The 25,838-nt window shown below is 59.0% G+C and carries 16 protein-coding genes; 4 read left to right on the forward strand and 12 right to left on the reverse strand.

What is annotated here, in order from left to right:
- Together FT726_RS15675 and FT726_RS15680 are read right to left on the reverse strand one after the other, a co-directional pair.
- On the reverse strand, positions 1–948 hold a 948-nt coding region (locus tag FT726_RS15675), incomplete at its 3' end, for an Ig-like domain-containing protein (protein ID WP_346303048.1).
- A gap of 192 nt (positions 949–1,140) precedes the next feature.
- Positions 1,141–2,985, reverse strand: a complete 1,845-nt coding sequence (locus FT726_RS15680) for an Ig-like domain-containing protein (RefSeq protein ID WP_346303049.1) — start codon at positions 2,983–2,985, stop codon at positions 1,141–1,143.
- A 401-nt stretch (positions 2,986–3,386) separates the two neighbouring features.
- Here FT726_RS15680 and FT726_RS15685 point away from each other — a divergent pair, with 401 nt between their 5' ends.
- Positions 3,387–4,709 carry an MFS transporter gene (locus FT726_RS15685; protein WP_150059411.1) on the forward strand — a complete coding sequence of 441 codons (1,323 nt, stop codon included), beginning with the start codon at positions 3,387–3,389 and terminating at the stop codon, positions 4,707–4,709.
- 362 nt (positions 4,710–5,071) lie between these two features.
- Here the strand turns inward: FT726_RS15685 and FT726_RS15690 are convergent, their stop codons facing one another.
- Genes FT726_RS15690 through FT726_RS15710 form a run of 5 tightly spaced genes read right to left on the reverse strand, consistent with a single transcriptional unit; the run spans position 5,072 to position 10,281 of the window.
- Entirely contained in the window at positions 5,072–6,034 is a 963-nt protein-coding gene (locus FT726_RS15690) for a spore coat U domain-containing protein (protein ID WP_058781925.1), read from the reverse strand.
- Positions 6,031–8,463, reverse strand: coding sequence for a fimbria/pilus outer membrane usher protein (locus FT726_RS15695; protein WP_346303050.1), 2,433 nt, complete (start codon positions 8,461–8,463; stop codon positions 6,031–6,033). Before FT726_RS15695 ends, FT726_RS15690 begins: the two co-directional genes overlap by 4 nt.
- Positions 8,463–9,161: a molecular chaperone gene (locus FT726_RS15700; protein ID WP_371221606.1), complete on the reverse strand. Its 699-nt coding sequence runs from the start codon at positions 9,159–9,161 to the stop codon at positions 8,463–8,465. Before FT726_RS15700 ends, FT726_RS15695 begins: the two co-directional genes overlap by 1 nt.
- A 24-nt stretch (positions 9,162–9,185) precedes the next feature.
- Positions 9,186–9,689 carry a spore coat U domain-containing protein gene (locus FT726_RS15705; RefSeq protein ID WP_215800634.1) on the reverse strand — a complete coding sequence of 168 codons (504 nt, stop codon included), beginning with the start codon at positions 9,687–9,689 and terminating at the stop codon, positions 9,186–9,188.
- A gap of 22 nt (positions 9,690–9,711) precedes the next feature.
- Positions 9,712–10,281: a spore coat protein U domain-containing protein gene (locus FT726_RS15710; RefSeq protein ID WP_021509578.1), complete on the reverse strand. Its 570-nt coding sequence runs from the start codon at positions 10,279–10,281 to the stop codon at positions 9,712–9,714.
- Positions 10,282–10,828: 547 nt separating this feature from the next.
- Here FT726_RS15710 and FT726_RS15715 point away from each other — a divergent pair.
- Together FT726_RS15715 and FT726_RS15720 are read left to right on the forward strand one after the other, a co-directional pair.
- Positions 10,829–12,928, forward strand: coding sequence for an EAL domain-containing protein (locus FT726_RS15715; protein WP_346303051.1), 2,100 nt, complete (start codon positions 10,829–10,831; stop codon positions 12,926–12,928).
- A gap of 162 nt (positions 12,929–13,090) precedes the next feature.
- Positions 13,091–15,184 (forward strand): EAL domain-containing protein, encoded by a 2,094-nt coding sequence (locus FT726_RS15720; RefSeq protein WP_346303052.1) that lies wholly within the window; start codon positions 13,091–13,093, stop codon positions 15,182–15,184.
- Between the two features lie 320 nt (positions 15,185–15,504).
- Here the strand turns inward: FT726_RS15720 and FT726_RS15725 are convergent, their stop codons facing one another.
- Positions 15,505–18,207, reverse strand: a complete 2,703-nt coding sequence (locus FT726_RS15725) for an Ig-like domain-containing protein (protein ID WP_346303053.1) — start codon at positions 18,205–18,207, stop codon at positions 15,505–15,507.
- Between the two features lie 211 nt (positions 18,208–18,418).
- Here FT726_RS15725 and FT726_RS15730 point away from each other — a divergent pair, with 211 nt between their 5' ends.
- Positions 18,419–19,849, forward strand: a complete 1,431-nt coding sequence (locus FT726_RS15730; protein ID WP_058757217.1) for a PLP-dependent aminotransferase family protein — start codon at positions 18,419–18,421, stop codon at positions 19,847–19,849.
- A 12-nt stretch (positions 19,850–19,861) separates the two neighbouring features.
- Here FT726_RS15730 and FT726_RS15735 read toward each other — a convergent pair whose 3' ends face one another.
- From FT726_RS15735 to pepA, 4 genes are all read right to left on the reverse strand, one after another.
- Entirely contained in the window at positions 19,862–20,368 is a 507-nt protein-coding gene (locus FT726_RS15735) for a GNAT family N-acetyltransferase (protein WP_371221604.1), read from the reverse strand.
- A 63-nt stretch (positions 20,369–20,431) separates the two neighbouring features.
- Positions 20,432–23,287, reverse strand: coding sequence for a valine--tRNA ligase (locus FT726_RS15740; protein ID WP_021506717.1), 2,856 nt, complete (start codon positions 23,285–23,287; stop codon positions 20,432–20,434).
- A gap of 5 nt (positions 23,288–23,292) precedes the next feature.
- Positions 23,293–23,751 (reverse strand): DNA polymerase III subunit chi, encoded by a 459-nt coding sequence (locus tag FT726_RS15745; RefSeq protein ID WP_346303054.1) that lies wholly within the window; start codon positions 23,749–23,751, stop codon positions 23,293–23,295.
- 311 nt (positions 23,752–24,062) lie between these two features.
- The gene (gene pepA, locus FT726_RS15750) at positions 24,063–25,574 is read right to left on the reverse strand and encodes a leucyl aminopeptidase (protein WP_021506719.1); all 1,512 of its coding nucleotides are present in this window, start codon (positions 25,572–25,574) and stop codon (positions 24,063–24,065) included.
- Positions 25,575–25,838: the final 264 nt, after the last annotated feature.

The following is a 25,838-nucleotide window of genomic DNA, read 5'->3' on the forward strand; positions in this document are numbered from 1 at the left end:
TTCCGTTGTTGCCGCCGGTGCGAGATCGATATCCAGTTTAAACTCATCGGTCCAGCCGCTGCCGGCATTGGCGCGGAATTCCCAGTTACCGGCACCCAGCGCCGGGTTTGGCGTCCAGCTCCAGCTGGTGCCGTTCATTACCGCATTGCCGCCGTCGATCCATTCACCTTTATCGTTGCGATACTGAATGCGCACCACGCTGCCTTCCGGTGCGCTGCCGCGCAGATCGGGCGTGGTGTCATCGGTAATGCCGCCGCTTTTCAGTGAGCCGGTCAGGCTGCCGGCGTTGTCGATAGCCTCAATGATTTTGGCCACGCCGCCCGGATCGCTCGGCACGTCGCCGTCTTTTCCGATGGTAATGTTAAACTCATCGGATACTTTGCCCTCGCGCACCTTACCGGCAAAGGTTTCCGCCGCCACCAGCGTCAGGTTGTGACGGCCATCCGCCAGGTCCACATTCGGTTCCAGCGTCCACAGACCGGTTTTCTCGTCAGCTTTGGCGCTGCCGATCACGGTGTTGCCTTCTTTCAGATACACCACGGTGCCCTTTTCGGCGATGCCGGTCAGGGTCGGGCGGCGGTCGTCGGTCATTTTACCGGCGTCAAAGCTGCCGGTAATGGCGCCCTGATCGTCGTACAGGTTAAGCAACGTCGGTGCGACCGGCGGCGTGGTGTCGACGATCAGCGTGCGCTGTGACGGCGTACTGAGGTTACCGGCGGTGTCGATGGTCATAAAGGAGAGGCTGTATTCGCCGTCGGTCAGCGCTTCCGGTGGCGTCCACTTCCAGCTGCCGTCCTGCGGGTTGATGTCGACAAAGAAATTCCTGTCGCCAAGCGTAATCATTACCTGGCCGCCTTTGCCCACTTCTGAGTTGATGATGCCGGAGAAGGTTGGGGTGTTGGTGTCGCGCTCGAGGTACTTCACCTCTTTAAAATCAAACAGATCCATGGAGTTTTTCCTGTGTTTTATGTTGGGTCTATTGCAGCAAAGCCCGCTGCGCCTTGTTATAAAGTGCGCATTTTGTAATAGATGACGTAAAACGCTGTATGAGACCTGTCCCGAAGGGAGAAAAGTCCGAACGGGTGAAAAGCCGGGGAAAGAGGGCAGGGTGATGCCGTGCTAAGCGCACGGCATCGGGGGTTACACCAGTTGCAGTTGCACGCCGTCCTGCACCAGCAGTTCGGCGTCGCCGTGACTCCAGACGTGGTATTGCGTACCGGCGATGGTCAGGGTGCCGGTCTGCTGCGTCCAGCCATCAACCGCTTCGCCTACCGGCAGAATATCCTGCAGCTGCACGCTGTCGCCCGGCTTGCCTTTCACCAGCAGCTGGGTGCTGTCATCCTCAATGAACAGCCCTTTGCCACCTTCGCTCAGCAGCTGGTGGAGCGTCAGCGCGTCCGGCTGGGCTTCATCCTGCGCCTGCTGATCGAACGCGGCGTCCGGGCTGACGTCGAGCACGAATTTGCTGCTCCAGTTGCTCTTCATCTCACCGGTCGAGGCGCGCGCCTGATATTCCCACACGCCAGGCTGATGCAGATACGGCGAGGTGAAGCTCCATTTGCCGTCGGCATCGACCAGCACGCTGCCGGCGTGGCGCAGGCCTTCACCCTGCACGCCATATTCGATCTCAATCACCTGGCCCGGCGTGCCGCTGCCGTGCAGCGTTGGCGTGGTGTCATCGGTTGAGTCATGCTGATAAACCGGCCCCTGTAGCGGACCCGCGTTGTCCCAGGCGTAGTCGATGGTCGGTTCCAGCGGCGCGCCGGGGATCACCAGCAGCTCAAACTTATCGCTCCACGCGCTGGCTTTACCATCGGCCACGCCGCGCGAGCGGAAACCCCATTCGCCAAAATAGGTCAGTTCGAAGCCGGCGAACTGCCAGTTGCCCTGCGCATCGACCGTCACGCTGCCCGCGCTGTGCCAGCCGCTGTTACTCAGGTTGTACTCAATCTCGACGATGCTGCCCGGCGCACCGCGACCTTCCAGCACCGGCGTTTTATCGTCGGTGGTGCCGCGATGGTACACCTGGCCGGTATGGGCGCCGGTATCGTCACGCGCAAAGTCGATAGCCGGACGCAGATTCTCCAGCGCCGACATATTAAGGCTGAAATCCGGGCGGTAGTCGTCTTTGCTGTTCTCGTAAGAAGCATAGAAGGTGTAGATGCCGTCACCGCTGATCATCGCGCGCGACTGAATCACCCAGTCGCCGTTGGCATCGGTTTTAACGCTGCCTTTATAGCCGATTCCGCCGTGATCGTTCTGCGCGAACAGATAAACGATGCTGTTCGGCTCCGCGCGGCCCACGATCAGCGGCGAGAAGTCGTCAGTGGTGGAACCGCTGGCGAGCTGGCCCTGCACGGTGCCGACATCATCAATGGCATAGCTGATGGTCGGCGGCACCGGTCCGCTGTCAACCACAGTGATGTCGAAGTGGTCAGAAGGTTCGCTGACGCGGCCAAACTCGTCGGTGGCGGTGACGGTTAGCTGATGCCCGCCCGCACCCAGCAGCGGCTCCAGCGACCATTCGCCGCTTTTACTGGCCACGGTGCTGCCAATCAACCGGTCGTGATCGTACAGCCGCACCGTGCTGCCCGGCAGCGCATAGCCCTGCACTCTAGGCGTGGTGTCATCAATGGTGTGTCCGCGCCCGACCGGGCCGGTTTCGCTGCCGACGTCGTCAAACAGCGCGGTGATCGCCGGTTTGTCCGGCACCGAGAGCGCGACGTCAACAGAGAACGGATGCGGTTCACCGCTGTCGCCGATGCACGCCACCATGTCGTGGCTGCCTTCGCTCAGCGAGAACGGCGGCTGAAATGACCAGCTGCCGTCGGCGGCAATCGGCGTGCTGTAGCGGTGATCGTTGATAATGAATTCAATGATTTCACCGGCCTGCGCCGGCAGGCTGCCGCTCAGCAGCGGATAAGGTGTGCCCACTCGCAAGGTATTAATGGATAAAAAGGGGTCAAAGCTGAGAGGTGTTAGCATAAGTATTCTCCACCAAAATCATCAACGGCGTGATTACCGTTGCCTGCCCAGCTTAACGGGGGAGGGGATAGCGCCATGTACCAGAATCGTCTCGTTTCTAAGACTGATCTTAATAAGTTCTGCTAATGAAAAAGGCATTAAAAAGAGCAGGATAAAGCTCATGACATGGCTTGCTTAGGCCTGATGGTGCTGAAGTTATGTCACCGGAAAGATCGATAGTCTGTCCCGCGCCAGCCAGCGCAAAAGCCCAGAATTATTAACTTTCCTCATAAGCTGATCGGATCGGTCTTGTTAATCCTTTGTTACCTTTGTTTGTACTTTTGTAAAGTGCAATGGTGAACAGGATCACATCTATTCACGCGCCGGCAGGCTAAAACAGGAGAAAAACCAGGAAGGACGATATGAGCTCAAGTCACACTTTACAAAAGTCATCGCAGGGCGGTGCCAAAACCATCTTTAGCGTTACCAGCGGTAACTTTCTTGAGATGTATGATTTTATGGTGTTTGGCTACTACGCCACCGCCATTGCAAAAACCTTTTTCCCGGGCGACGATCCGTTTGCTTCGCTGATGCTGACGTTGATGACCTTTGGCGCCGGCTTCCTGATGCGTCCGCTCGGGGCGATTATACTGGGGGCCTACATTGACCATCACGGCCGGCGCAAAGGGCTGCTGCTGACGCTCGGCCTGATGGCGCTCGGTACGCTGACTATCGCGCTGGTGCCAGGCTACGCCACGCTGGGCGCGGCGGCGCCGATTCTGATTCTGCTGGGCCGCCTGCTGCAGGGCTTCTCGGCGGGCGTGGAGCTGGGTGGCGTCTCGGTTTATCTGTCTGAAGTGGCCCCCAAAGGCCGCAAAGGCTTTTACGTCAGCTGGCAGTCGGGCAGCCAGCAGGTAGCGGTGATCTTCGCCGCGCTGCTGGGGCTGGGGCTTAATCATCTGCTGGCGAAGGACGCGGTGACCGAATGGGGCTGGCGTATTCCGTTTGTGGTCGGCTGTCTGATTGTGCCGTTCCTGTTCTGGATTCGCCGCATGCTGGAAGAGACCGAAGCCTTCAGCCAGCGCAAATCGCACCCGTCAATGGGTCAGATTGTGCGTTCCGTGGGGCAAAACTGGGCGCTGGTGCTGGCTGGCATGCTGATGGTGGTCACCACCACGGTGATGTTCTACATGATTACTGCGTTCACCCCGACCTTTGGTAAAACCGTGCTGATGATGAGTGACAAACAGAGCTTCCTCGTGACGCTGTTTGTCGGCATCTCGAACCTGTTCTGGCTGCCGGTGATGGGCGCGCTGTCGGACCGCGTTGGGCGGCGGCCGCTGCTGATTACCTTTACCGTGTTGATGATCCTGACGACCTGGCCGGTGCTGCACGGGCTGGTGGGATCGCCGACCTTCGCGCACCTAGTGGAAGCGGAGCTGTGGTTATCGTTCCTGTACGCCAGCTATAACGGCGCGATGGTGGTGTATCTGGCGGAGATCATGCCGGCTGAAGTGCGTGCTTCGGGCTTTTCGCTGGCCTACAGCCTGGCGACCGCGCTGTTCGGTGGTTTTACGCCAGCGATTTCGAGCTATCTGATTCATGCTACTGGCGATAAAGCGATGCCGGGCGTCTGGCTGTCGTTTGCCGCGGTGTGCGGCCTGGTGGGTACGCTGCTGATTGGCCGCATGGTGAAACAGTATCAGGCGCGGCACAGCGCAACGGTAGTGGGCGCGTCGCTGTAGTTAGAGTGGGTATGCGCTGGGCCTCACTTTAACTTTTCCCATTTGCCCTCACCCTAACCCTCTCCCGCATGCGGGAGAGGGAACCGCTCGGTGCGGTTTCGCAGACCTGCACTTCACCTCAACACTCGCTTGGTTGGCTCCTTCTCCCGCCAGCGGGAGAAGGCGGGGGATGAGGGTGCCAGCCAGCTCCTGCTCTGCCTGCTGGCCCTCACCCTAACCCTCTCCCGCACGCGGGAGAGGGAACCGCTCAGTGCGGTTTCACAAACCTGTACTTCACCTCAACACCCGCCCGGTCGGCCCCTTCTCCCGCTTGCGGGAGAAGGCGGGGGATGAGGGTGCCAGCCAGCTCCCGTCCCACCCCGCTAAAACGCCACATCCACCACCACGCTATCGCTGTAATTGCCCGCTGCGGGCGTATTCTGCGTAGTCAGAATCTGCGCCGTATAGGTAAAATTGCGCGTCACGGTATCCGCGTTGAGCGATGTCGAGGTCGCGCTGCTCCAGCGGTCGCTGCCGCTCGGGCCCCAGCGATTAGTGGTGGTGGTGCCTTTATAAATATCGTAAGCCAGCCGGTTGGTGCCGCTCGCCATCTGGCGCGTGGTGCCGCTGTAATAGCTGCCATTACTCAGTCCCACCGTATACGTGCTGCCCTTTGAACACACCACGTTAATCGTCTGCTGCACAGTAGAAAAACTACCGACCAGCGGCGCACTGCCGAAGCTGACGTTCGGCGCCGTAATCGTGGTGCAGTCGTTGGTGATCACCATATTCACGGTGATCGGCATCGCCGTCCCGCTGCTGCTCTGCACGGTGCCGACGCACACGCCGGCCACATTTAGCCCGGCGCACACGTTATAACTCACCGTCAGCGTGATGGTGGTGGTGTAACTGCCGGCGGCAATCACCTGGCCAGGCACGGTGCGGAAATAGAGTGGAATGACAAAATTGAGGCTGTTGCCGAGCGCCAGCAGCGCGGAAGAGTTCCAGCGATAGCTGCCGCCCTGGCGCAGTTCGGTGGCACAAGCGCTGTCGATGCACAGCTGAATCGGCACGTTATCGGTGCCGCTGGCCGATGCCTTCATGGTGGCGCGCGTGCCGCTCAGGTAGCTGGCAGTGGTAAACGCATAGGCGACGTAATCGCTGCCCAGCAGGTTGAGCGTGCCGGTGCCGCAGTTAACGTTGGTGTTACTGGAAGTATTGACCGCCGTCGACTGAACGTAAAACGTGGTTTGCGTGCCAAAGCTGGCGTTGGGGGCCGAAAGCGAACAGAGCGCGTAGCTGCTGGCCGGCAGCAGCCACAGCAGCAAGAACAGAAATTTCCTCATGGCGAGATCCCTGACTGTGAGTTGTTGGCGGCATTCACGGCCGTACCGGGCGCGGCAGGCGGCAGCGGGCAGGTGAGTGGACCGTAAGTCTGCAGCGCTTTAGGCTGCCCCTCAGCAATAGCCAGCGTGGTCTCGCACTGGCGTCCGTCCGGCGTCACCACGCGCATCGGGTTGCTGGCGCTGAGATCTTCCATCCACACGAGGCCGTCCCAGCCGACATATTCGGTGGCGCGATCGCGGCGCAACACCTGGCTGGAGACCGGCAGCGGCTGGCCGTCGCTGTCGTGCAGGATCACGCTGGCGGCGCGCAGGCGCTCCACCGGGAAATTCAGCAGATAGCCACTTTTGCGCTTCACCGCGAAGCGCTGCTCCACTTTGGGCGCGGTCATGTCAGCCGGCAGATCGAGGGTATCGATATCGTACTTCGCGCCGTAATAGCTGCTGATGGACGGCACCAGCAAATAGCCGGCGTCATCGGTGCGGCCCATCGCCTGGTTCTCGTAGCGCACCGTCACGTCCGGATAGCGGGTTTTCACCACCACAAAGGCATCGTTGATGTTGTTGGCGGCGAACACATGGTTGTCCATCAGCACCAGCGAGCCGGTGAAATCGGCCCACTGCGTGGTGTTGTCATCATCGCCGTAAAAGCCGGCGGAAGTATCAATCTTGTTGTTGCGATAGCGCAGGCTGCCCTGACGATAATCGCCGCTGTCGCCGCCCTGATGCGCCCATGACGCATCGTAAGCAAAACCGCCGTCGCTCGGCATGGCGCGCGACACGTACAGGCGCTGATTGCTTTGTCCCTGCTGATCGCGCTCGACGCTGATCGATGCGCTGCTCTGTTCGCCAAACGGAATCACCAGCGAAATCGCGCCGCTCCAGTCGCCCTGTTGCTGGTCGCGGCTGGCGGAGATGTACAGACTGCTGTTGCCCCACAGGTTTTTACTCCACGATAAATTCCACAGGCGGGTGCGATCACCGCTGCCGCCGGCGATGTCCAGATACGCCAGACCGAGGCTGCCGTACTGGCTGAGCGACAGGCTGGCGGTGTACTGCGCGCTGCGTCTGGCGAGCGAATAGCTGGTATTGGCGTTGTCGCCGCGGCTGCCGACCAGCGCCAGGTTGCCGAAATCCGCGCTGCGCAGCGTGTGCTGAGTGCCGAGGCTGAACCAGCTGTTGTTGTACTGGTAACCCCAGCTGTACTGGGTGCCGGGCCTGCCGTCCAGCTGGCTCTGCGCCAGCGCGGCGTTGATGACGCCCAGGCTGCCCAGCTTCACCAGCGCGCCGGCACCGCCCATCGCCACGTCGCTGCTGCCTTCGGCGTGCGATTCGAGCGTTAGCCAGTCGCGCAGGCCGTAGCGATAGGATCCGCTGGCCGCCGCCGCGCCGTAATCAAAGTTTTTGATGCCGTAGTTCTCGCGAATCGCCCCGGCGGAGAAGGCGTAATCAGACAGGCCGGTTTTCAGCAGGCTGCTGGAGACGTAGAACGGCAGCGTCGTCGTCACCTGACGACCGACCGCGTCGGTGGTGGTGATCACCGCATCGCCCGCCCCGTTCACGAATGGCACATTGGTCAGCGACCACGGCCCCGGCTGCACGTTGGCCTGCGCGCTGCGGTAACCATTGATAAACAGATCGACTGACGACGGCACCGCCGCCTGGCCGCTAAAGGCGGGCAGCGGGTAGGTGACCAGATCCGGTCGCACGCTGAAGTCACGCGCGATCTGCACGCCGCCAAGGCGCACGCTGTTGCTCCAGCCCAGCGCATCCGTAATCAAATCCCCGGCGCGCCAGCTCAGCGCGGCGTTCTCGTTCTCGTTGCTGTACCAGGTGTCGTAGCGAATGTAACCCTGCTGCTGGCCGCGGGTGTCACCCGCAAGCTGCTGAATATAGACACCGTTGCTGGAGAACTGGCCGGCCGGGCCGAACAGGCGTAGCTCGTTCCAGCTGGAGAGGCGCGAACCGGCGTTGTCGGTGCGCGTGGCATAAAGGTCGTAGTTGAGCAGCGCGCCGTTGCTGGCCTGGCCGGGATAGCGCGGGCCATTTTGCGGCTGACCGAGCGTCTGCTCTGGCAGCCAGGCGGGCGGTACCGTCAGCAGCAGGCGCTGGCGGCGTTCATCGTATTCCACTTTAACCTCACCCAACTGACCGGGAGCGACCTGTTCGCCAGCCAGCTTCGCCGCCGGAATGCCGGCGCGCTGCAGATCGCCGCTGCGCAGCCAGAACTCACCGTCGCGCCGCTCGACCGGCACAATCTCGCCCCGTTCGCGCTGGTTCACCACCAGTTCCAGCATGTATTGCTGGCCGCTGGCGCTGTGGCTGACGGCAGGCGGCGGTGGCAGCTCAGAGAAAGTCTCTGCGCTGCTCAGCGGGGAAAAGCACAGCACGCTGGTCACCGCCAGCGCGCAGGGAGGCGGCGTCAGCTTCATCAGCGCGCGGCAGCGCTGCGCCAGTGAGTTTTATTCACCTCGGCCGCGAGTTCACCGCTCACCGGGCTGTTCAGCGGCCAGCGGTGGCTGCTGTTAGCCAGCACATAGCCAAACAGGCCGTTGCCGAGCGCGCGACCGCCGACGGTGACGTTGCTCAGGCGCGCGTGGCCGTTGCCGCGATTGGTCAGCTCCAGCCAGCGTTTGCCGTCGCGGCTGACCTGACGCCAGCTGAGATCGGCTTTGGTGCTGTCGCGCGTCAGGCCATCGCCATAGACAAACAGCGGCACCGAGTAGCGCATCTGAAACGTCAGCCCGGCCTGATTCTCGCCCGGCGAGCGCGGCGTCGGGATCTCATCCAGCACCACGCGATAGGCTTGCTCCACGCCGGCGGGCGGCGTGCTCTGGCGAATCAGGCGCACCAGTTGCTTCTGCCCCGGTTCCAGCCGCACCATCGGCGGGCTGGCGACCACCTGCTGCTGCGTTTGATACTGTTCCTGGCCGTCAATCTGCTGCCAGTTGAAGATGCGCACCTGCATGATGGTGGTGGCGTTACCGCGATTCTCCAGCCACAGTTCACTGGCTTTTTCCTGCGGATTGATGGCGGGATCAATCGGCCAGATCATCAGCGAGTTGGCCGCGAAGCTGGCGGGCGAAAGGGCCAGAAGAAACCACAGAAGCAGGGCGCGCAGGCTCATCATTATTCATCCTTTTTTATGCTGCCGTCACCAGCTCAGGGTGACGGTTAACGTATCGGTATAGGTCCCGGCGCGCGTCGGGCCAGGCAGGGTTAACAGGCCATAAATCGGCAGCACGATGTTATTGGCGTTGCTGTAACTCAGCGCCACCGGCGAGTTAACCGGAATCGTTGTGGTGTGCGCTGCGTTGGTATACAGGCTGTACGCCACGGTATCGGTGTTACTGGTGTGTTTGAGATTGCGGCTGCTGGTGTAATTGCTGCCGCCATTGATGCTCATGCTGAGGGCGGTACCCGGCGTGCAGGCGAGGGTGAGGGTGGTGCTTTGCACGTAGCTGGCGCTGACGCTGCTGCTCGCCACGCCCGACTGGGTGCCAAAATTCAGCGTGCCAAACACGCCGGTATTGGTACCGGAAATCACGCAGCCTGCCACCACTGACGCAGAGACCTGGAAGGTGGCCGTCGGCAAACCCCAGGCCGGGACGCTCCCTATCAGCAGGGCCAGGCTGCCAGCGCGCAGCAGCCAGACCATCCTTCTTACCCCACCGCTGGCTTCAGTAATTCACCGCCACGTTAATAGTATCGGTGTAGGTACCGGCCGGAATCAGTGGGTTAAAGCCGCCGCCGACTACCCGACCGTAAATGGCATAGTTGGTGCCGAGCGTCGGATCGGTGGTGCCGCTGGCGGCAATGTTGGTGTTGTTGGCGATGGCGGTGGTAAACGCGGCGTCGCTGTACAGCGTGTAAGCAATGCCCTGCGTATTGTTGGAGCCGAGGATCAGGTAACGCGGCTGGCCGCTCACCGTACCGTAAATAGTGGCCGGTGCCGGATTACTGCTGGTGACCTGCACATTGAAGGTCTGGCCGGTGGTGCAGCGGACAAAAATGCCGTTCCCGGATGCACCCACCAGGGTGGCGTTTAAGGTATCAAAGGTTGCAGCGCTGCTACCGAAGTTCAGGGTACCGAAGTTAACCCCGCTGGTGGCGGACTGACCGTTCACCAGACAGCCGGTGGTGAGCGTCAATGTGGCATTGATGGTTCCCGTTGTGGTGGCAGCAAAAACCGTTGCAGGGGCGAGCGCGGCGCTCAGGCTGGTAGCCAAAAGAAAAAGCTTGAGTTTCATAATCAATCCTTACTGATTATCCAAGGTCAGTGCTTTTTCGCCTGGTGATTTATTAATGAAACGAACCCGTAAATAACAAGACGCCGCGATCGGCAAACGAACTTAATGCCCTGCCACCTAAGAAAATTCTTAAAGGCTGAGTTAGTGATTTATATCAGTTTTATTTACTATAGAACACCCTTTTGCCGCTTGTACAACGCACCGGAGAATTTTCGCTAATCAATTCTCCCTTTTCGCCGATAACGCAGTCATAACAAGGGCTGGCGGCCCGTTAAAAAAACCAAACGGCAAGTGTTTTCCCCCTCTACCGCGACTTCAGGTTCAATGCTATGTTCATGCATTAATCAGATATCATTACTTTTCCCGGCCGCGACAGACGATGAGAATAAAAAATAGCCGTGCAATACCTCCAGTTATTTATGGATCTGTTTTCGTGTCGCCACAGCGCGGGTGGTCATTAGCTGCCTCTCATTGATGTTTCCACTTTTTCTGTTGTTAATTGACGATACCGCACCTGCGCCGCCGCGGGTTGAGTTGAGGAGCGCACATGTTGCTGGTTACCTGGGATAGCGTTCTGGTTGCCGTTTCGCTGATTGTGGCGTTTATCGCGGCGTTTACGGCGCTGGATACCGCCGGGCGCGTCGCCGTGTCGCGCGGCCTGCTGGCGAAACTGTGGCTGGTGGCCGGCGGTACGGCGATGGGCATTGGCATCTGGGCGATGCACTTCATTGGCATGCTGGCGATGATGATGCCGATGACCATGCGCTATGACATTCCGCTCACCGCCTTCTCGCTGCTGCTGGCAATTCTCACCAGCATCTTCGCCTTTGCGCAGGGCCTGCAGGGCAGCCATCTGACGCGCCGCCGGCTGCTGCGCGGCACGGTGATCCTCGGCAGCGGCGTGGTTGCCATGCACTATCTCGGCATGCTTGCGCTGCTGATTGAACCCGCCATTCACTGGGATTTGCGCCTGGTGGCACTGTCGGTACTGATTGCCTACGGCGCATCCGGTGCTGCGCTGTGGCTGGCGTTTCACCTGCGCCACGGCGAGAGCCTGCTGCTGATGCGCGCCTGCGCGGCGCTGGCGATGGGGGTAGCGATTGCCGGCATGCACTACACCGGCATGGCGGCCGCGCAGTTCAGCGCCCCAGGCAGCATGCAGCACCACGGCATGGGACAGGAGGGGCTGGCGGTGTGGGTAACCATCATCACGCTCACGATTCTCGGTCTGACGCTGCTGATCTCGATGCTGGACGCCCAGCTGCGCGCGGCGCGTCTTGCCGCCCGGCTGCGGCGCGCCAACAGCGAGCTGCGCCAGCTGGCGCTGCACGATAATCTCACCGCACTGCCCAATCGCGTGATGCTGGACCAGCAGCTCAGCACGCAAATCAAACACGCGACGCTGTATGACCAACCCTTTGCCCTGATGTTTATGGATCTCGACGGCTTCAAAGCGGTGAACGATACCTGGGGGCATCACGTCGGCGATCGTTTGCTGGTCGCCGTGGCGGAACGGCTGCGCAGCCAGCTGGATGCGGACATTTTGCTGGCACGCCTCGGCGGCGATGAGTTTGTCATGCTGTGTCCACAGTACGCGGCAACGCAGGCTGAAGCGCTGGCGCAGCGGCTGGTGCACAGCATTGATGCACCGTTTGAGCTGGATCGTTACTCGCTGCGCGTCTCGCTCAGCATCGGTATTGTGATCTTCCCGCAGCATGGCCGCAGCCCGCAGGAGATGATGTTCAACGCGGACTCGGCCATGTACCACACCAAGCACAGCGGGCGTAACGGCTGGAGCCTGTTTGAACCGGTGATGAGCGCGGTGGCGCAGCATCAGCTGGCGCTGGCCAACGATTTATGGAACGCGCTGGAGTGCCAGGAGATGCGCCTGTTCTACCAGCCGAAATTTCGCGCGGGCGGGACCATTCTGATGGGTTTTGAGGCGTTACTGCGCTGGCAGCATCCGCGCCGCGGCTTGCTGATGCCGGATATGTTTCTGGCGCGCGCCGAGAAAACCGGCCAGATTGTGGCGCTCGGCAACTGGGTGATCAACGAAGCCTGCCGCCAGCTGCGGCAGTGGCATGACGAGGGCAATCGCGACTGGAGCGTCTCGGTTAACCTCTCCGCACTGCAGTTTCATCAGCGCGATCTGATCGACACGCTGCGCCAGACGCTGCAGCGCTACCAGCTGCCGGAAGGCGCGCTGATGCTGGAAATCACGGAAAACATCGCCATGCGCGATCCGCAGTTCAGCCAGCAGCGCATCGCCGAACTGCAGCGGCTTGGCGTCAAAGTGGCCATCGACAACTTTGGCATTGGCTACGCCAATCTGCTGCACCTCAAGCATCTTGAGGCCAGCGAGCTGAAGATTGATCGCGCCTTTATTAACAGCCTGCGTGCCGACAGTGAGGATGCAACCGTGGTGACCGCCATGCTGACGCTGGCGCAAAGCCTTAACCTGCGCATGGTGGCGGAGGGCGTGGAGACCGAAGAGCAGCAGCGCCTGCTGACCGGTCTCGGCTTTGACACGCTGCAGGGGTATCTGCTGGGCAAACCAACGCCGGCGGAGCGCATCGGCGAATTCACTGCATCAACGCAGATTGCGCCGCACTTTCCTGATAACGTGCTGCCGCTCACCGGCGCCTGACCAGCAATTTTTGTTCTCCTTCACATCGGAAGCTTTCATCGTTCAGTGACTCATATCGGCAGCCGGTCTGCCGATAATTTCAATTATAAAACCAACATTTTCTTTTTCATTTCAACAACACCACAGCTGACTTAACACAGCTTTTTTATATGGGAAATCACTATGTTAGTGACTTCGTACGATGCGTTTACCGTTCTCGTTTCGATACTGGTAGCGATGCTGGCCTCGTTTACCGCGCTGGATATGGCGGGGCGCGTCGCTTCCTCCACCGGCCGGGTGGCGCTGGTCTGGCTGCTGGGCGGCGGTTTCGCCATGGGCGTGGGCATCTGGGCCATGCACTTTATCGGCATGCTGTCGATGAGCCTGGATATGGTGATGAGCTACGATCCGCTGCTCACCGCCGCCTCAATGGTGGTGGCGATTCTTGCCTCCATCTTTGCCCTGTGGCTGGTGTGCTCGTCCGGCGACTTGCCGTGGCGACGGCTGCTGGGCGGCGCGCTGGTGCTGGGTTCCGGCGTGGTGGCGATGCACTACACCGGCATGGCGGCGCTGATGTTTGAGCCGGGCATCAGCTGGAACTGGGGCTGGATTGCGGTTTCGGTGCTGATTGCGCTGGTGGCTTCCGGTGCCGCGCTGTGGCTGGCGTTCAACCTGCGCGAAGGACATGGCCGCGTCACGCTACTGCGCGTCGGGGCGGCCGTGGTGATGGGTTGTGCCATTGCCGGTATGCACTATACCGGCATGGCAGCGGCGAACTTCCCGATGCACAGTCACGCCACCCATCACGGCGTGAACAGCGACTGGCTGGCGATGCTGGTCACGGTGGTGACGCTGGCGATCCTCGGCATTACGCTGCTGGTTTCGATGCTCGACGCGCGTATGCAGGCGCGCACCTCAATCCTTGCACGCTCGCTGGCGGAGGCCAATCGCGAGCTGGCCCAGCTGGCGCTGCACGATAACCTGACGCGACTGCCGAACCGCATCCTGCTGGAGGATCGCCTCGAGCAGGCGATCAACAAGGCCAACCGCGAGCGCTCGCACTTTGCGCTGATGTTTATGGATCTCGACGGCTTCAAAGCGGTCAACGATGCCTTTGGTCACCACGTCGGCGATAACCTGCTGATTGCGGTAACCGAACGCATGACCGACCAGATGAAAGGGCACTACACGCTGGCGCGGCTGGGCGGTGACGAGTTTGTGCTGCTGATTGAGATCGGCGATCCCAATGATGCCGCAGCGGTGGCGGATGCGCTGGTTAAAGCCGTGGATCGCCCGTTTAGCGTGTCACGCTACGAGCTGATGGTGTCGCTGAGTATCGGCATCGCTGTTTATCCCGGTGATGGCAAGGACGAGCGCGAGCTGATGTTTAACGCCGACGCCGCGATGTATCACACCAAGAACAACGGCCGTAACGGCTACAACTTCTTCCAGCCGTCCATGAACACGCTGGCGCAGTCGCAGCTGCAGCTTAATAACGATCTGTGGCAGGCGCTGGATAGCAACGAGCTGCGTCTGTTCTATCAGCCTAAGTACTGCGCGCCGAGCGGGCCGATCATTGGCTTCGAAGCGCTGCTGCGCTGGCAGCACCCGACGCGCGGCCTGCTGACGCCGGACAAGTTTTTACCGATCGCCGAGAAGACCGGCATGATCATTAATATTGGCAACTGGGTGATCAACGAGGCCTGCCGCCAGCTGCACATCTGGCATCAGCAGGGCCATCCGCACTGGTCGGTGGCGGTGAACCTCTCTGCCTTGCAGTTTGAGCAGTGCAACCTGGTCGACACCGTGACGCAGGCGCTGGAACAGCACCAGATCCCGGCCGAGCTGCTGACGCTGGAGGTCACCGAAACCACGGCGATGCGCGATCCGGAAGAGAGCGTGCGCATCCTCACCGAGCTGACCAGCATGGGGGTAAAAGCCTCGATTGATGACTTCGGCACCGGCTACTCCAGCCTGCTGTATCTCAAACGCTTACCGGCCAGCGAGCTGAAAATCGACCGCGCCTTTGTTAACGAACTGCAGGCGAAATCGGAAGACGCCACCATCGTCTCCGCCATCGTCGCGCTGGCGCAGTCGCTGGATCTCAAAGTGGTGGCCGAAGGCGTGGAAACCCAGGATCAGCAGGCGTTCCTCACCGGGCTCGGCTGCGACACCCTGCAGGGCTTCCTGCTGGGCAAACCGCTACCGCCAGAGCGCATCAGCGAGCTACCGGATTTTGTTAAAGACAAACCCGCGGCGCTGACGGCGGCGGAGTAGGGGCTGGTTTCTGCCGCCTGGAGCTCCTCTCTCCCGCGTGCGCGCTGAGTGTTTTTCACCTTCACCCGCGTGCACGCTGTGTGTCTTTTCTCCCTCTCCCGCGTGCACGCTGTGTGTCTTTTCTCCCTCTCCCTCTCCCGCGTGCGCGCTGCGTGTCTTTTCTCCCTCTCCCGCGTGCGCGCTGTGTGTCTTTTCTCCCTCTCCCGCGTGCGGGAGAGGGCCGGGGTGAGGGCCAGACCGCACCCAACCCAACAAAAAAAGCCGCAGCATCCCTGCCACGGCTTTTACCTCAAACTCACCTAAAAAGGAGGAGAAAAAACTCACACCAGCTCGACTTTCACTCCTTCCTGCACCAGCAGTTCAGCATCGCCGTGGTTATAGACGCTGTAATGAATGCCAGCAATGGTGACGGTGCCATTCTGTTGCACCCAGCTAACATTATTATCTGATTCCGGTATCAAGTCTTTTAGCTTAACGACATCTCCATTATCACCATTGACTTTCATCTGGGTATTACTGTTTTCTATAAATAAATTCATCTCTCCATGCTGAAGAATCGTTTTTACATCGACCAGTAAATCGTTATCGATTTTGTCAGACATATTAATGGTATTAACTGTGCCTTTTTCTGCCAGCAGGTTAGCTAAATCGAAACTACTTTGCTCAGCACTCAGGTTAATTACCTCGTAACTGGTTTTCATATCAGCAAGGTGATTATCTGTTTTTTCTTCGACAGGTTTAATAGCGATGTTGTCTATCGCGAAATCGTTACCGTTTCTACTCGAGGTACCATTGGTAATAGCTACCTTAACTTTTTTTGTTTCGGTTGCCATATAATAACCTGTGTAATGTGTCCAGCTTGTTTTTTGAAGTGTTTCCGGAATAACCGATTTTCCATCAATGCTCATCCCGAGTTTTGATGTGTATTCACCAAATGTATGTTGAAGGGCATCATAAGAAACTTCATAAGTTTTTCCTTTTTCCACAATGATAGTGCGGTAAGCAACTTCTCCGTTGTAGCCGTCGGTGGTCCCATTCGTCATACTACCCAACTGATTTGTTCCGTTTCCACTCCATTTTTTTACTGTCAGCTCACCAGATTGGCCATATTTCCCCGCAGCCTTCCATCCTTGCAATGTTCCATCATTAAAATCCCATAAATAGCCTTGTGACTCTTTTCCGGAATCAGTTACGTTGATAGCGAAAGTGTTACTCCACTTCGGAGTGCCAGTATGGCCAGTGTTACTGGCACGAAATTCCCAGCCTGTCTGTTCTTTCAGTTTTGGTGATTGCCATGACCAGTTACCATCTTTATCTACAACTGTAGTACCACCTGCCACCCATGGATTACTAAACTGGCCATACTCGATAGTAATAATTTGTCCCGGAAAACCTGTACCTTTCAATATCGGTGTTAAGTCATCTGTAAAACCGCCGTGTTGTATCAGACCACCTGTGGGGGATGAATCATCAAACGCACCCACAATCTCAGGTGCTTCGGGTTGAATATTTAGATAAAATTGTAATGATTGTTCACCTGATTCATCCGCCTTAGCAATAAATTGCCAGCTGCCACTGTGCAGGTTTTCTTGCGGAATAAATGACCAGTTACCAGCGTGATCTGTTTTTACTGAGTGACCAGTATTCCAACTGCCATCTTTAGAACGATATTCGACGTATACCACTGAGTTGGCTTCAGCCACACCTCTAATTTCTGGTGTCGGATCGTCAGTCGTCGCGCCGGATTTTAACGCGCCGGTTAATTTACCAAAGTTATCAAACGCACTGGTGATCTGTGGTGTTAAACCCGTATCATTGGCTATCGTCAATGCAAAATCGCTGTTGCTGTTGTGCGCGTTAGCATTATCACTCGCTGAAAACTGATAGCTGCCCGGTGAAATGCGGTCGGTTTCATACACCCAGCTGCCATCCGCGCCAGCCTGCACGCTGCCCAGGACTTCCCAGTCGCTCAACGCGTTACGGAAGTGAATATAGACAATGCTGTTAGCCTCAGCGCGACCGTTCAGCGTTGGCGTGCGGTCATCGGTGATTGCGCCACTGTGTAACAGACCGGTATTGATGCCAAAATCATCCCACGCATGCGTGATTGCGAGTTCGCTCTCCGGCGTCAAATCGATTTCCAGCGTGAACTCGTCGGTCCAGCCGCTGCCGGCGTAAGCGCGGAACTCCCACTTGCCTTCACCCAGCGCCTGACCCGGCGTCCAGCTCCACTCGGTGCCGTTCAGCGTGGCGTAACCGCCGTCAACCCACTGGCCGTTCACGTCCCGGTACTGAATCAGCACGTGGCTGCCGGCTGGCGCAGTACCGTGCAGCGTTGGCGTGGTGTCATCGGTCAGCGCGCCGTCCAGCAGCTTGCCCTGTGCGGCACCCGCGTTATCCTGCGCGTGGGTGATTTCCACCTTGCCGGGAACCGGGACTGCTGAGTCATCGGCAACGGTCAGCGTAAATACCTCCGATGCCTGACTGACGTAGCCACGGCCATCGGTGGCGGTGACATACAGTGAATGCTCACCGTCAGCCAGCGACGGGGTAATTTCCCAGTAGCCGTTGCTGCTGGCTTTAACGCTGCCAATCAGCTGGTTCTGCGCATTGTACAGGCGCACAATGCTGTCTGGCTCGGCCACGCCTTTCAGGGTCGGCGTACGGTCATCCGTCTGCTGGCCGGAACTGACCAGGCCGGTTTTATCGCCGAAATCATCCCCGGCACCAATAATCAGCGGCTGGTCCGGCGCGGTAAGGTCAACGTTAACGATTAATAGCGATGGAGCACCAATATTTCCGGCGCGATCGATGGTGCGCACGGAGAGGTTATGCGGGCCTTCAGCCAGCGGAAACGGCGGCTGCCAGCTCCAGCTGCCGTCAGCGGCGATGGAGACGGTATAGACGGTGCTGTCCATAACGATTTCCATGATGCCGCCGGCTTCGGCTGGTGAGGAGCCGCTAAAGGTGCGCTGCGGATCGGTGGTCCAGAGTTGTCTTGCGTTGGTGAGTGCTGTGCTCATGAGGTTTTCCTGTTAAGTAATAATCAGTGTCCTGGTGGATCTGGCCGCATCAAACGGCAGGTGGCGATTATTAGTGGATCGGATAATTCTCCCAACGAGAACGGTCTTGAAGGAAAACTGGCGGCGCGCGGGGAAAAGGACACGGATTTTTAGCCGCAGCAATGGCTGGCAGGCTATACTGGCGCGCACGCAGGTCGCAGGGAATGGAGCCATGGCCAAATACCAGCAGCTGGTAGATCAGCTACGTACGCAAATCGAAGCACGCATCTGGCCGCCGGGTGAAAAGCTGCCGTCGCTGCGCCAGCAGGCGGAGCAGAGCGGGTTAAGCCTGATGACGGTGATGCACGCTTACGAAGTGCTGGAGAGCCAGGGCTGGATTGTGTCGAAGCCGCAGTCGGGCTATTACGTGGCACCGCGCGCGGCGGAGAGCCGTCCGCGTTTGCCAACCCAGGCAATCGCTAAAACCGATCAGGCCGATACCAACAGCTTCGTGTTTGACGTGCTGCAGGCGACGCGCGATCCGGCCATCATGCCGTTTGGTTCTGCTTTCCCCGATCCGGAACTGTTTCCCCAGCGCCAGCTGATGCGCTCGCTGGTGAAGGTCTCGCACAATCTTAAACCCACCGATGCCCTGAATAATCTGCCGCCCGGTAATGAAGCGCTGCGAAAAATCCTCGCCCAGCGTTATGCGCAGCAGGGCATTACGCTGTCGCCGGATGACATCGTCATTACTAACGGTGCGATGGAAGCGCTGAACCTCAGCCTGCAGGCGGTGACCGAACCGGGCGACTGGGTGGTGATTGAGAACCCTTCCTTCTATGGCGCGTTGCAGGCGATTGAACGGCTTAAGCTGAACGCGATTGCTATCGCCAGCGATGTGGAGCAGGGCATCGATCTGGATGAGCTGGAGCAGGCGCTGCAGCGCTGGCCGGTGAAAGCCTGCTGGCTAATGACCAACCGGCAGAATCCGCTCGGCTTTACCCTCAGCGCCGAGCGCAAACAGCAGCTGGTGGCACTGCTGACGCGTTATCAGGTGGCGATGATAGAGGACGACGTCTACAGCGACCTGTATCACGGCCACGATAAGCCGTTGCCGGCCAGAGCGTTCGACCGCGAGGGTTACGTGCTGCACTGCGGCAGCTTTTCGAAAAATCTGGTGGCGGGATTTCGCGTGGGCTGGGTCGCGGCGGGGCGCTATGCGCAGCGCGTGCAGCGCATTCAGATGATGAGTACGCTCTCGACCAGCGCGCCGATGCAGCTGGCGCTGGCGGATTTTCTCAGCACCCGCAGCTACGATACGCATCTGAAAAAGCTGCGTCAGACGCTGGCGAAGCGCAAACAGCTGGCACAGCAGGCGCTGCGCCGCGTGCTGCCCGCCGAGGCGCACATCAGCGATACGCCCGGAGGCTACTTTTTGTGGATTACCTTGCCAGAGCAGATTAACGCCACGCAGCTGTATCATCTGGCGCTGCAGCAGGGCATCAGTATTGCGCCGGGCCAGCTGTTTTCCAGCAGCGAGAGTTTCAGCCACTGCTTCCGCTTCAACACCGCCTGGCCATGGGATGCACGCGCCGAGGCGGCGGTAGAGACGCTGGGGGCGTTAATTGGTCAGCTGGCGCAGGGCGTTGCGGTAGAGAAGTGAGTGGTTTTTCCCTCACAACACCCGCAGCATTCTCACTTCGCAATCCACGTGGCCGGTACAGCCCATCGCGTCCGCAATCTGTTCAAAGCCCAGCGACTGATAGAGTTTAATGGCACGCGTCAGGCTGCCGGTGGTCTCCAGGTAGCAGCGCCGGAACCCGCGCTGGCGGGCAAAATCCATTGCGCGCAGCGCCAGTTCGCGCGCTAAACCCAGCCCGCGCACCGACGGCAGGAAATACATCTTCTGCAACTCACAGATATCCGGTGCGCTGCAGGCCAGTGGCGCCACGCCGCCGCCGCCGACCACCTGACCTTCATGCTCCACGATCCAGTAAGCGCTGTCCGCCGCACTGTAAAGTTCAAACAACCGATCGAGCTGCGGGTCGGACACGGTATAACCTTTATCCGCCGTCAGGCCGAACTCGGCGGAGACATCGCGGATCACCTGGGCAATCAGCGGATTATCGGCGGCGACAATCGGGCGCACCTGCAGGTTAAGTGGCGTGGCGGTGGTCATCATAATCTTCCGATAGAAAAAAGCCGGGCAGTGCCCGGCTTCGATTAAGCGTCAGGACTGAAGCGCTTACAATGCCGCAATCACGCCCTGCTGTTCAATCAGTTTTGCTTTTGATTGCTCCAGCTCGGCTACGCGCTCGCGCTCTTTCGCTACCACCGCTTCCGGTGCGCGCGATACAAAGCCTTCGTTAGCCAGTTTGGTCTGAATCTTCTCGATCTCGACATCCAGCTTCACCAGCTCTTTTGCCAGACGCTCCAGCTCGGCTTCCTTGTTGACCAGATCTGCCATCGGGATCAGCAGCTCTGCGCCATCAACAATCTTGGTCACCGAGACCGGACCTTTCTCGCCGGCTGGCAGAATGGTCAGGCTCTCCAGACGCGCCAGGCGCGACAGGAAGTTGCGGTTCTCTTCAACACGACGCTGCGCCGCCGGCGAGCAGTCGCGCAGCAGCACGTCGAGCGGCTTGCTTGGCGCGATGTTCATTTCGGCACGGATATTACGCACCGCCACAATCGCCTGCTTCATCCACTCGATATCGGCCTTCGCTTCCGCGTCTTCCTTCGCCGCGTCATACTGCGGGAACGGCTGCAGCATGATGGTATCGTGATCGATGCTCTTCAGCACTTTCACGCGCTGCCAGATGGTCTCGGTAATGAACGGGATGATCGGATGCGCCAGGCGCAGCAACGCTTCCAGCACCGTCACCAGCGTGTTGCGCGTGCCGCGCAGCTCCGCTTCGCTGCCGCTGTTCATCACCGGCTTGGTCAGCTCCAGGTACCAGTCACAGAACTGGTTCCAGGTGAAGTCGTACAGAATGTTGGCAGCGATATCAAAGCGATAGCTATCCAGCGCTTCACGGTACGCTTTCACGGTGCTGTTGAATTCCGTCAGGATCCAGCGATCCGCCAGTGACAGCTTCAGCTCGCCGCCGTTCTGGCCGCAATCCTGATCTTCGGTGTTCATCAGCACGAAGCGGCTGGCGTTCCACAGCTTGTTACAGAAGTTGCGGTAGCCTTCCAGGCGCTTCATATCCCAGTTGATGTCACGACCGGTGGACGCCAGCGCGGCGAGGGTGAAGCGCAGCGCATCGGTGCCGGAAGGCACGATACCGTCCGGGAACTGCTTCTCGGTGCGTTTGCGAATCTTCTCAGCCAGCTGCGGCTGCATCATGTTACCGGTGCGTTTCTCCAGCAGATCTTCCAGCGAAATGCCGTCCACCATATCCAGCGGATCGATGACGTTGCCTTTCGACTTGGACATCTTCTGGCCTTCTTCATCGCGGATCAAACCAGTCATGTAGACGGTTTTAAACGGAACCTGCGGCTTGCCGTTCTCATCTTTGATGAAGTGCATGGTCAGCATGATCATGCGCGCAATCCAGAAGAAGATGATGTCGAAGCCGCTCACCAGCACGCTGGTAGGATGGAAGGTGCGCAGCGCTTCGGTATTCTCCGGCCAGCCCAGCGTAGAGAATGTCCACAGGCCGGAAGAGAACCAGGTATCAAGCACGTCGTCATCCTGGCGCAGCGTCACGTCGGCGGCCAGATTGTTTTCCTGACGCACTTCTTCTTCGCTGCGTCCGACATAGACGTTACCGTTGTTGTCGTACCAGGCCGGAATGCGGTGTCCCCACCACAGCTGACGCGAGATGCACCAGTCCTGGATGTCGCGCATCCACGAGAAGTACATGTTTTCGTACTGCTTCGGCACAAACTGAATGTCGCCGTTTTCTACCGCTTCCACCGCGACTTTCGCCAGCGGGGCCGTGCGCACGTACCACTGATCGGTCAGCATCGGCTCGATCACCACGCCGCCGCGGTCGCCGTAGGGCACCGTCAGATCGTGTGGTTTGATTTCGTCGAGCAGGCCGAGCTCGTCAACGGCGGCGACAATCGCTTTACGCGCGGCAAAACGCTCCATCTTCTGGAACTGCGGCGGAATTTCATCGGAACAGGCATCGCTGACTTCACCGTTGGTGTCGAACACTTCCGCACGCTCGCGGATGTCGCCATCAAAGGTCAGGATGTTGATCATCGGCAGCTTGTGACGACGGCCCACTTCGTAGTCGTTGAAGTCGTGCGCCGGGGTAATCTTCACGCAGCCGGTGCCTTTCTCCATATCGGCGTGTTCGTCGCCGACGATCGGAATACGACGGTTCACCAGCGGCAGGATCACCTCTTTGCCGATCAGATCTTTGTAACGTGGATCTTCCGGGTTGACCGCCACGCCGGTATCGCCCAGCAGGGTTTCCGGACGGGTAGTGGCCACCACCAGGTAATCTTTGCCTTCGGCAGTTTTCACGCCGTCCGCCAGCGGATAGCGAATGTGCCACATTGAGCCTTTGCTCTCGCGGTTTTCCACTTCGAGGTCAGAGATCGCCGTGCGCAGTTTCGGGTCCCAGTTCACCAGGCGCTTGCCACGGTAGATCAGGTTTTCTTTGTACAGACGGACGAAGACTTCTTTCACCGCGTTGGACAGGCCTTCATCCATGGTGAAGCGCTCGCGCTCCCAGTCAACCGAGTTGCCGAGGCGACGCATCTGGCGGGTGATGGTGCCGCCGGATTCAGCCTTCCACTGCCAGATTTTTTCGATAAAGGCGTCACGACCGTAATCCTGACGCGTTTTGCCCTCTTCAGCGGCGATCTTGCGCTCAACCACCATCTGCGTGGCGATACCGGCGTGGTCCGTACCTGCCTGCCACAGGGTGTTTTTACCCTGCATGCGCTGGTAGCGGATCATGGTATCCATGATGGTTTGCTGGAAGGCGTGACCCATATGCAAGCTACCTGTGACGTTCGGCGGCGGGATCATGATGCAAAAGCTTTCCTGGCTGGTATCGCCATTCGGTTTGAAGTAGCCCTGCTGTTCCCAGTGCTCGTAGAGCGGCTGCTCGATATCTTGCGGGTTATATGTCTTTTCCATATCTGCTATGTCGTTTGCGGCGGGGGTGGCGTCGCCGTATTCAATTGGAAACCAACGCTGCGATACGCTTTATAGCGGTCGCGCGCCAGTTGTTTCAGGAATTCTTCATAAGGTACGAAGTCTATCACTTCATGGAAACCGGTAGCAAAATCTGCGAACTGCGGTAGCAGGCTGATCAGCAGATCGCGCGGCGCACTGCCGCGTCGCTGCGGCCAGGCCAGCTCAACCGGCGCGCCATAGCGCGGGCCTTCGCCGGCCAGGTTGTGCGGCACAAAGGCGTTGGCCGGACGCTGCCACAGTGCTTCATCCAGTCGATTGGCCTGCTGTTCATCTTCGCAGGCAATCAGGATGCGCTTACCGTCTCGCCAGCGGCTGGCGGCCAAATCGCACACCAGCGCTTCGATGGCGCTTAAGCCGTCGCTGGCGCTTTCAGACTCCATCACGAAGAAGGTGGCGTTTTTCATGGCAGGTTATTTCCATCAATGACAGTGGGGCGCATTGTGCGACAGTAAGATTGCGGCGTCCAATAATAAGGTCGCCATCAATGGCGACCTTACAAACCGTGCGGCTGATAATCAGGTCGCCATAAATGGCGACCCTACACCCGTAGGGTGCGCATTCATGCGCACCGTATCAATGGCCGCAGGGTATTTAACGCATTCATGCGCACCGTATCAATGGCCGCACGGCGTCAAACGCATTCATGCGCACCGTTCCAATGGCCGCACGCTGTCAAACGCATTCATGCACCCCGTTGCAGCATTCGCCCCGGCTCTTAATCGTCGCCGTTCAGGCCAGCGCGGTTCAGCAGGAACTGCGACAGCAGCGGCACCGGACGGCCGGTCGCGCCTTTGGCTTTGCCGGAGCGCCAGGCGGTGCCGGCGATATCCAGGTGCGCCCAGTTAAACTTGCGTGCAAAGCGTGCCAGGAAGCAGGCTGCAGTAATTGCGCCGCCCGGACGGCCACCGATGTTAGCCATATCGGCAAAGTTAGATTCCAGCTGCTCCTGATACTCATCGGCCATCGGCAGACGCCACGCGCGGTCGCCCGACTGCTCTGACGCGCTGATCAGCTCGTGCGCCAGCGGATTGTGGTTCGACATCAACCCGCTGACGTGATGGCCCAGCGCGATCACGCAGGCACCGGTCAGGGTGGCGACGTCAATCACCACTTCCGGATCGAAGCGCTCAACGTAGGTCAGCGCATCGCACAGCACCAGACGGCCCTCGGCATCGGTATTCAGCACTTCAACCGTCTGGCCGGACATGGTGGTTAGCACGTCGCCCGGACGCATCGCGCGCCCGTCCGGCATGTTCTCACAGCCCACCAGCACGCCGACCACGTTCAGCGGCAGATTCAGCTCCGCCACCATGCGCATCACGCCGTACACCGACGCCGCGCCGCACATGTCGTATTTCATCTCATCCATCGCCTCGGCAGGCTTGATGGAGATGCCGCCGGAGTCAAAGGTCAGCCCTTTACCTACCAGCACGATAGGGCGCGCATCGGCGTCGCTGCTGCCTTTGTACTCAATCACCGACATCAGCGACTCGTTGTGCGAACCGGCACCGACCGCCAGATAGGCGTTCATGCCCAGCTCTTTCATCTGCTGTTCGCCAATCACGCGGGTGGTGACGTTTTTGCTGTACGCATCGGCCAACTGACGTGCCTGCGACGCCAGATACGCGGCGTTACAAATATTCGGCGGCATATTGCTCAGGTCTTTCGCCGCTTTGACGCCGGCGGCAACGGCCAGACCGTGCTGAATAGCGCGCTCACCGCTGGTCAGCTCACGGCGGGTCGGCACGTTGAACACCAGCTTGCGCAGCGGACGGCGCGGCTCAACTTTGTTGCTTTTCAGCTGGTCGAAGTTGTACAGCGCCTCTTTAGAGGTTTCTACCGCCTGGCGCACTTTCCAGTAGGTATTGCGCCCTTTAACGTGCAGTTCGGTCAGAAAGCACACCGCTTCCATCGAACCGGTATCGTTCAGGGTATTGATGGTTTTCTGAATCACCTGTTTGTACTGGCGCTCATCCAGCTCACGCTCTTTACCACAGCCGATCAGCAGGATACGTTCGGACAGGATATTTGGCACATGGTGCAGCAGCAGCGTCTGGCCCACTTTGCCCTCCAGCTCACCGCGGCGCAGCAGCGCGCTGATGTAGCCATCGCTGATCTTATCCAGCTGCTCGGCAATTGGTGACAGACGACGCGGTTCGAAAACGCCAACCACAATGCAGGCGCTGCGCTGTTTTTCCGGGCTACCGCTTTTTACACTGAACTCCATGCACTCTCCTGAATCTTAAAGACAACGGCCTTAGCTGTCGTTAGAATGTAGCGCGTTCGTAACCCATTAATTTGTTGCGACGCCATGACAATTTAACGCCGGCGGCCATAATGAGTGGGGTGACAATGTGTTGTTTTTTCACCACCCTAACGCGTTCGTCATACTATTTTAGCTACCATGACGGCCATTGATGAAGAAAAATGGCTGATAAGCGTTGAAACTAGCGATTTTCCTGCAAAAAGACAAGTTTTCACAGGCGTACTA

Source organism: Pantoea sp. Morm, assembly GCF_016643525.1.
In the GTDB taxonomy this organism is placed as follows: Bacteria; Pseudomonadota; Gammaproteobacteria; order Enterobacterales; family Enterobacteriaceae; genus Pantoea; species Pantoea dispersa.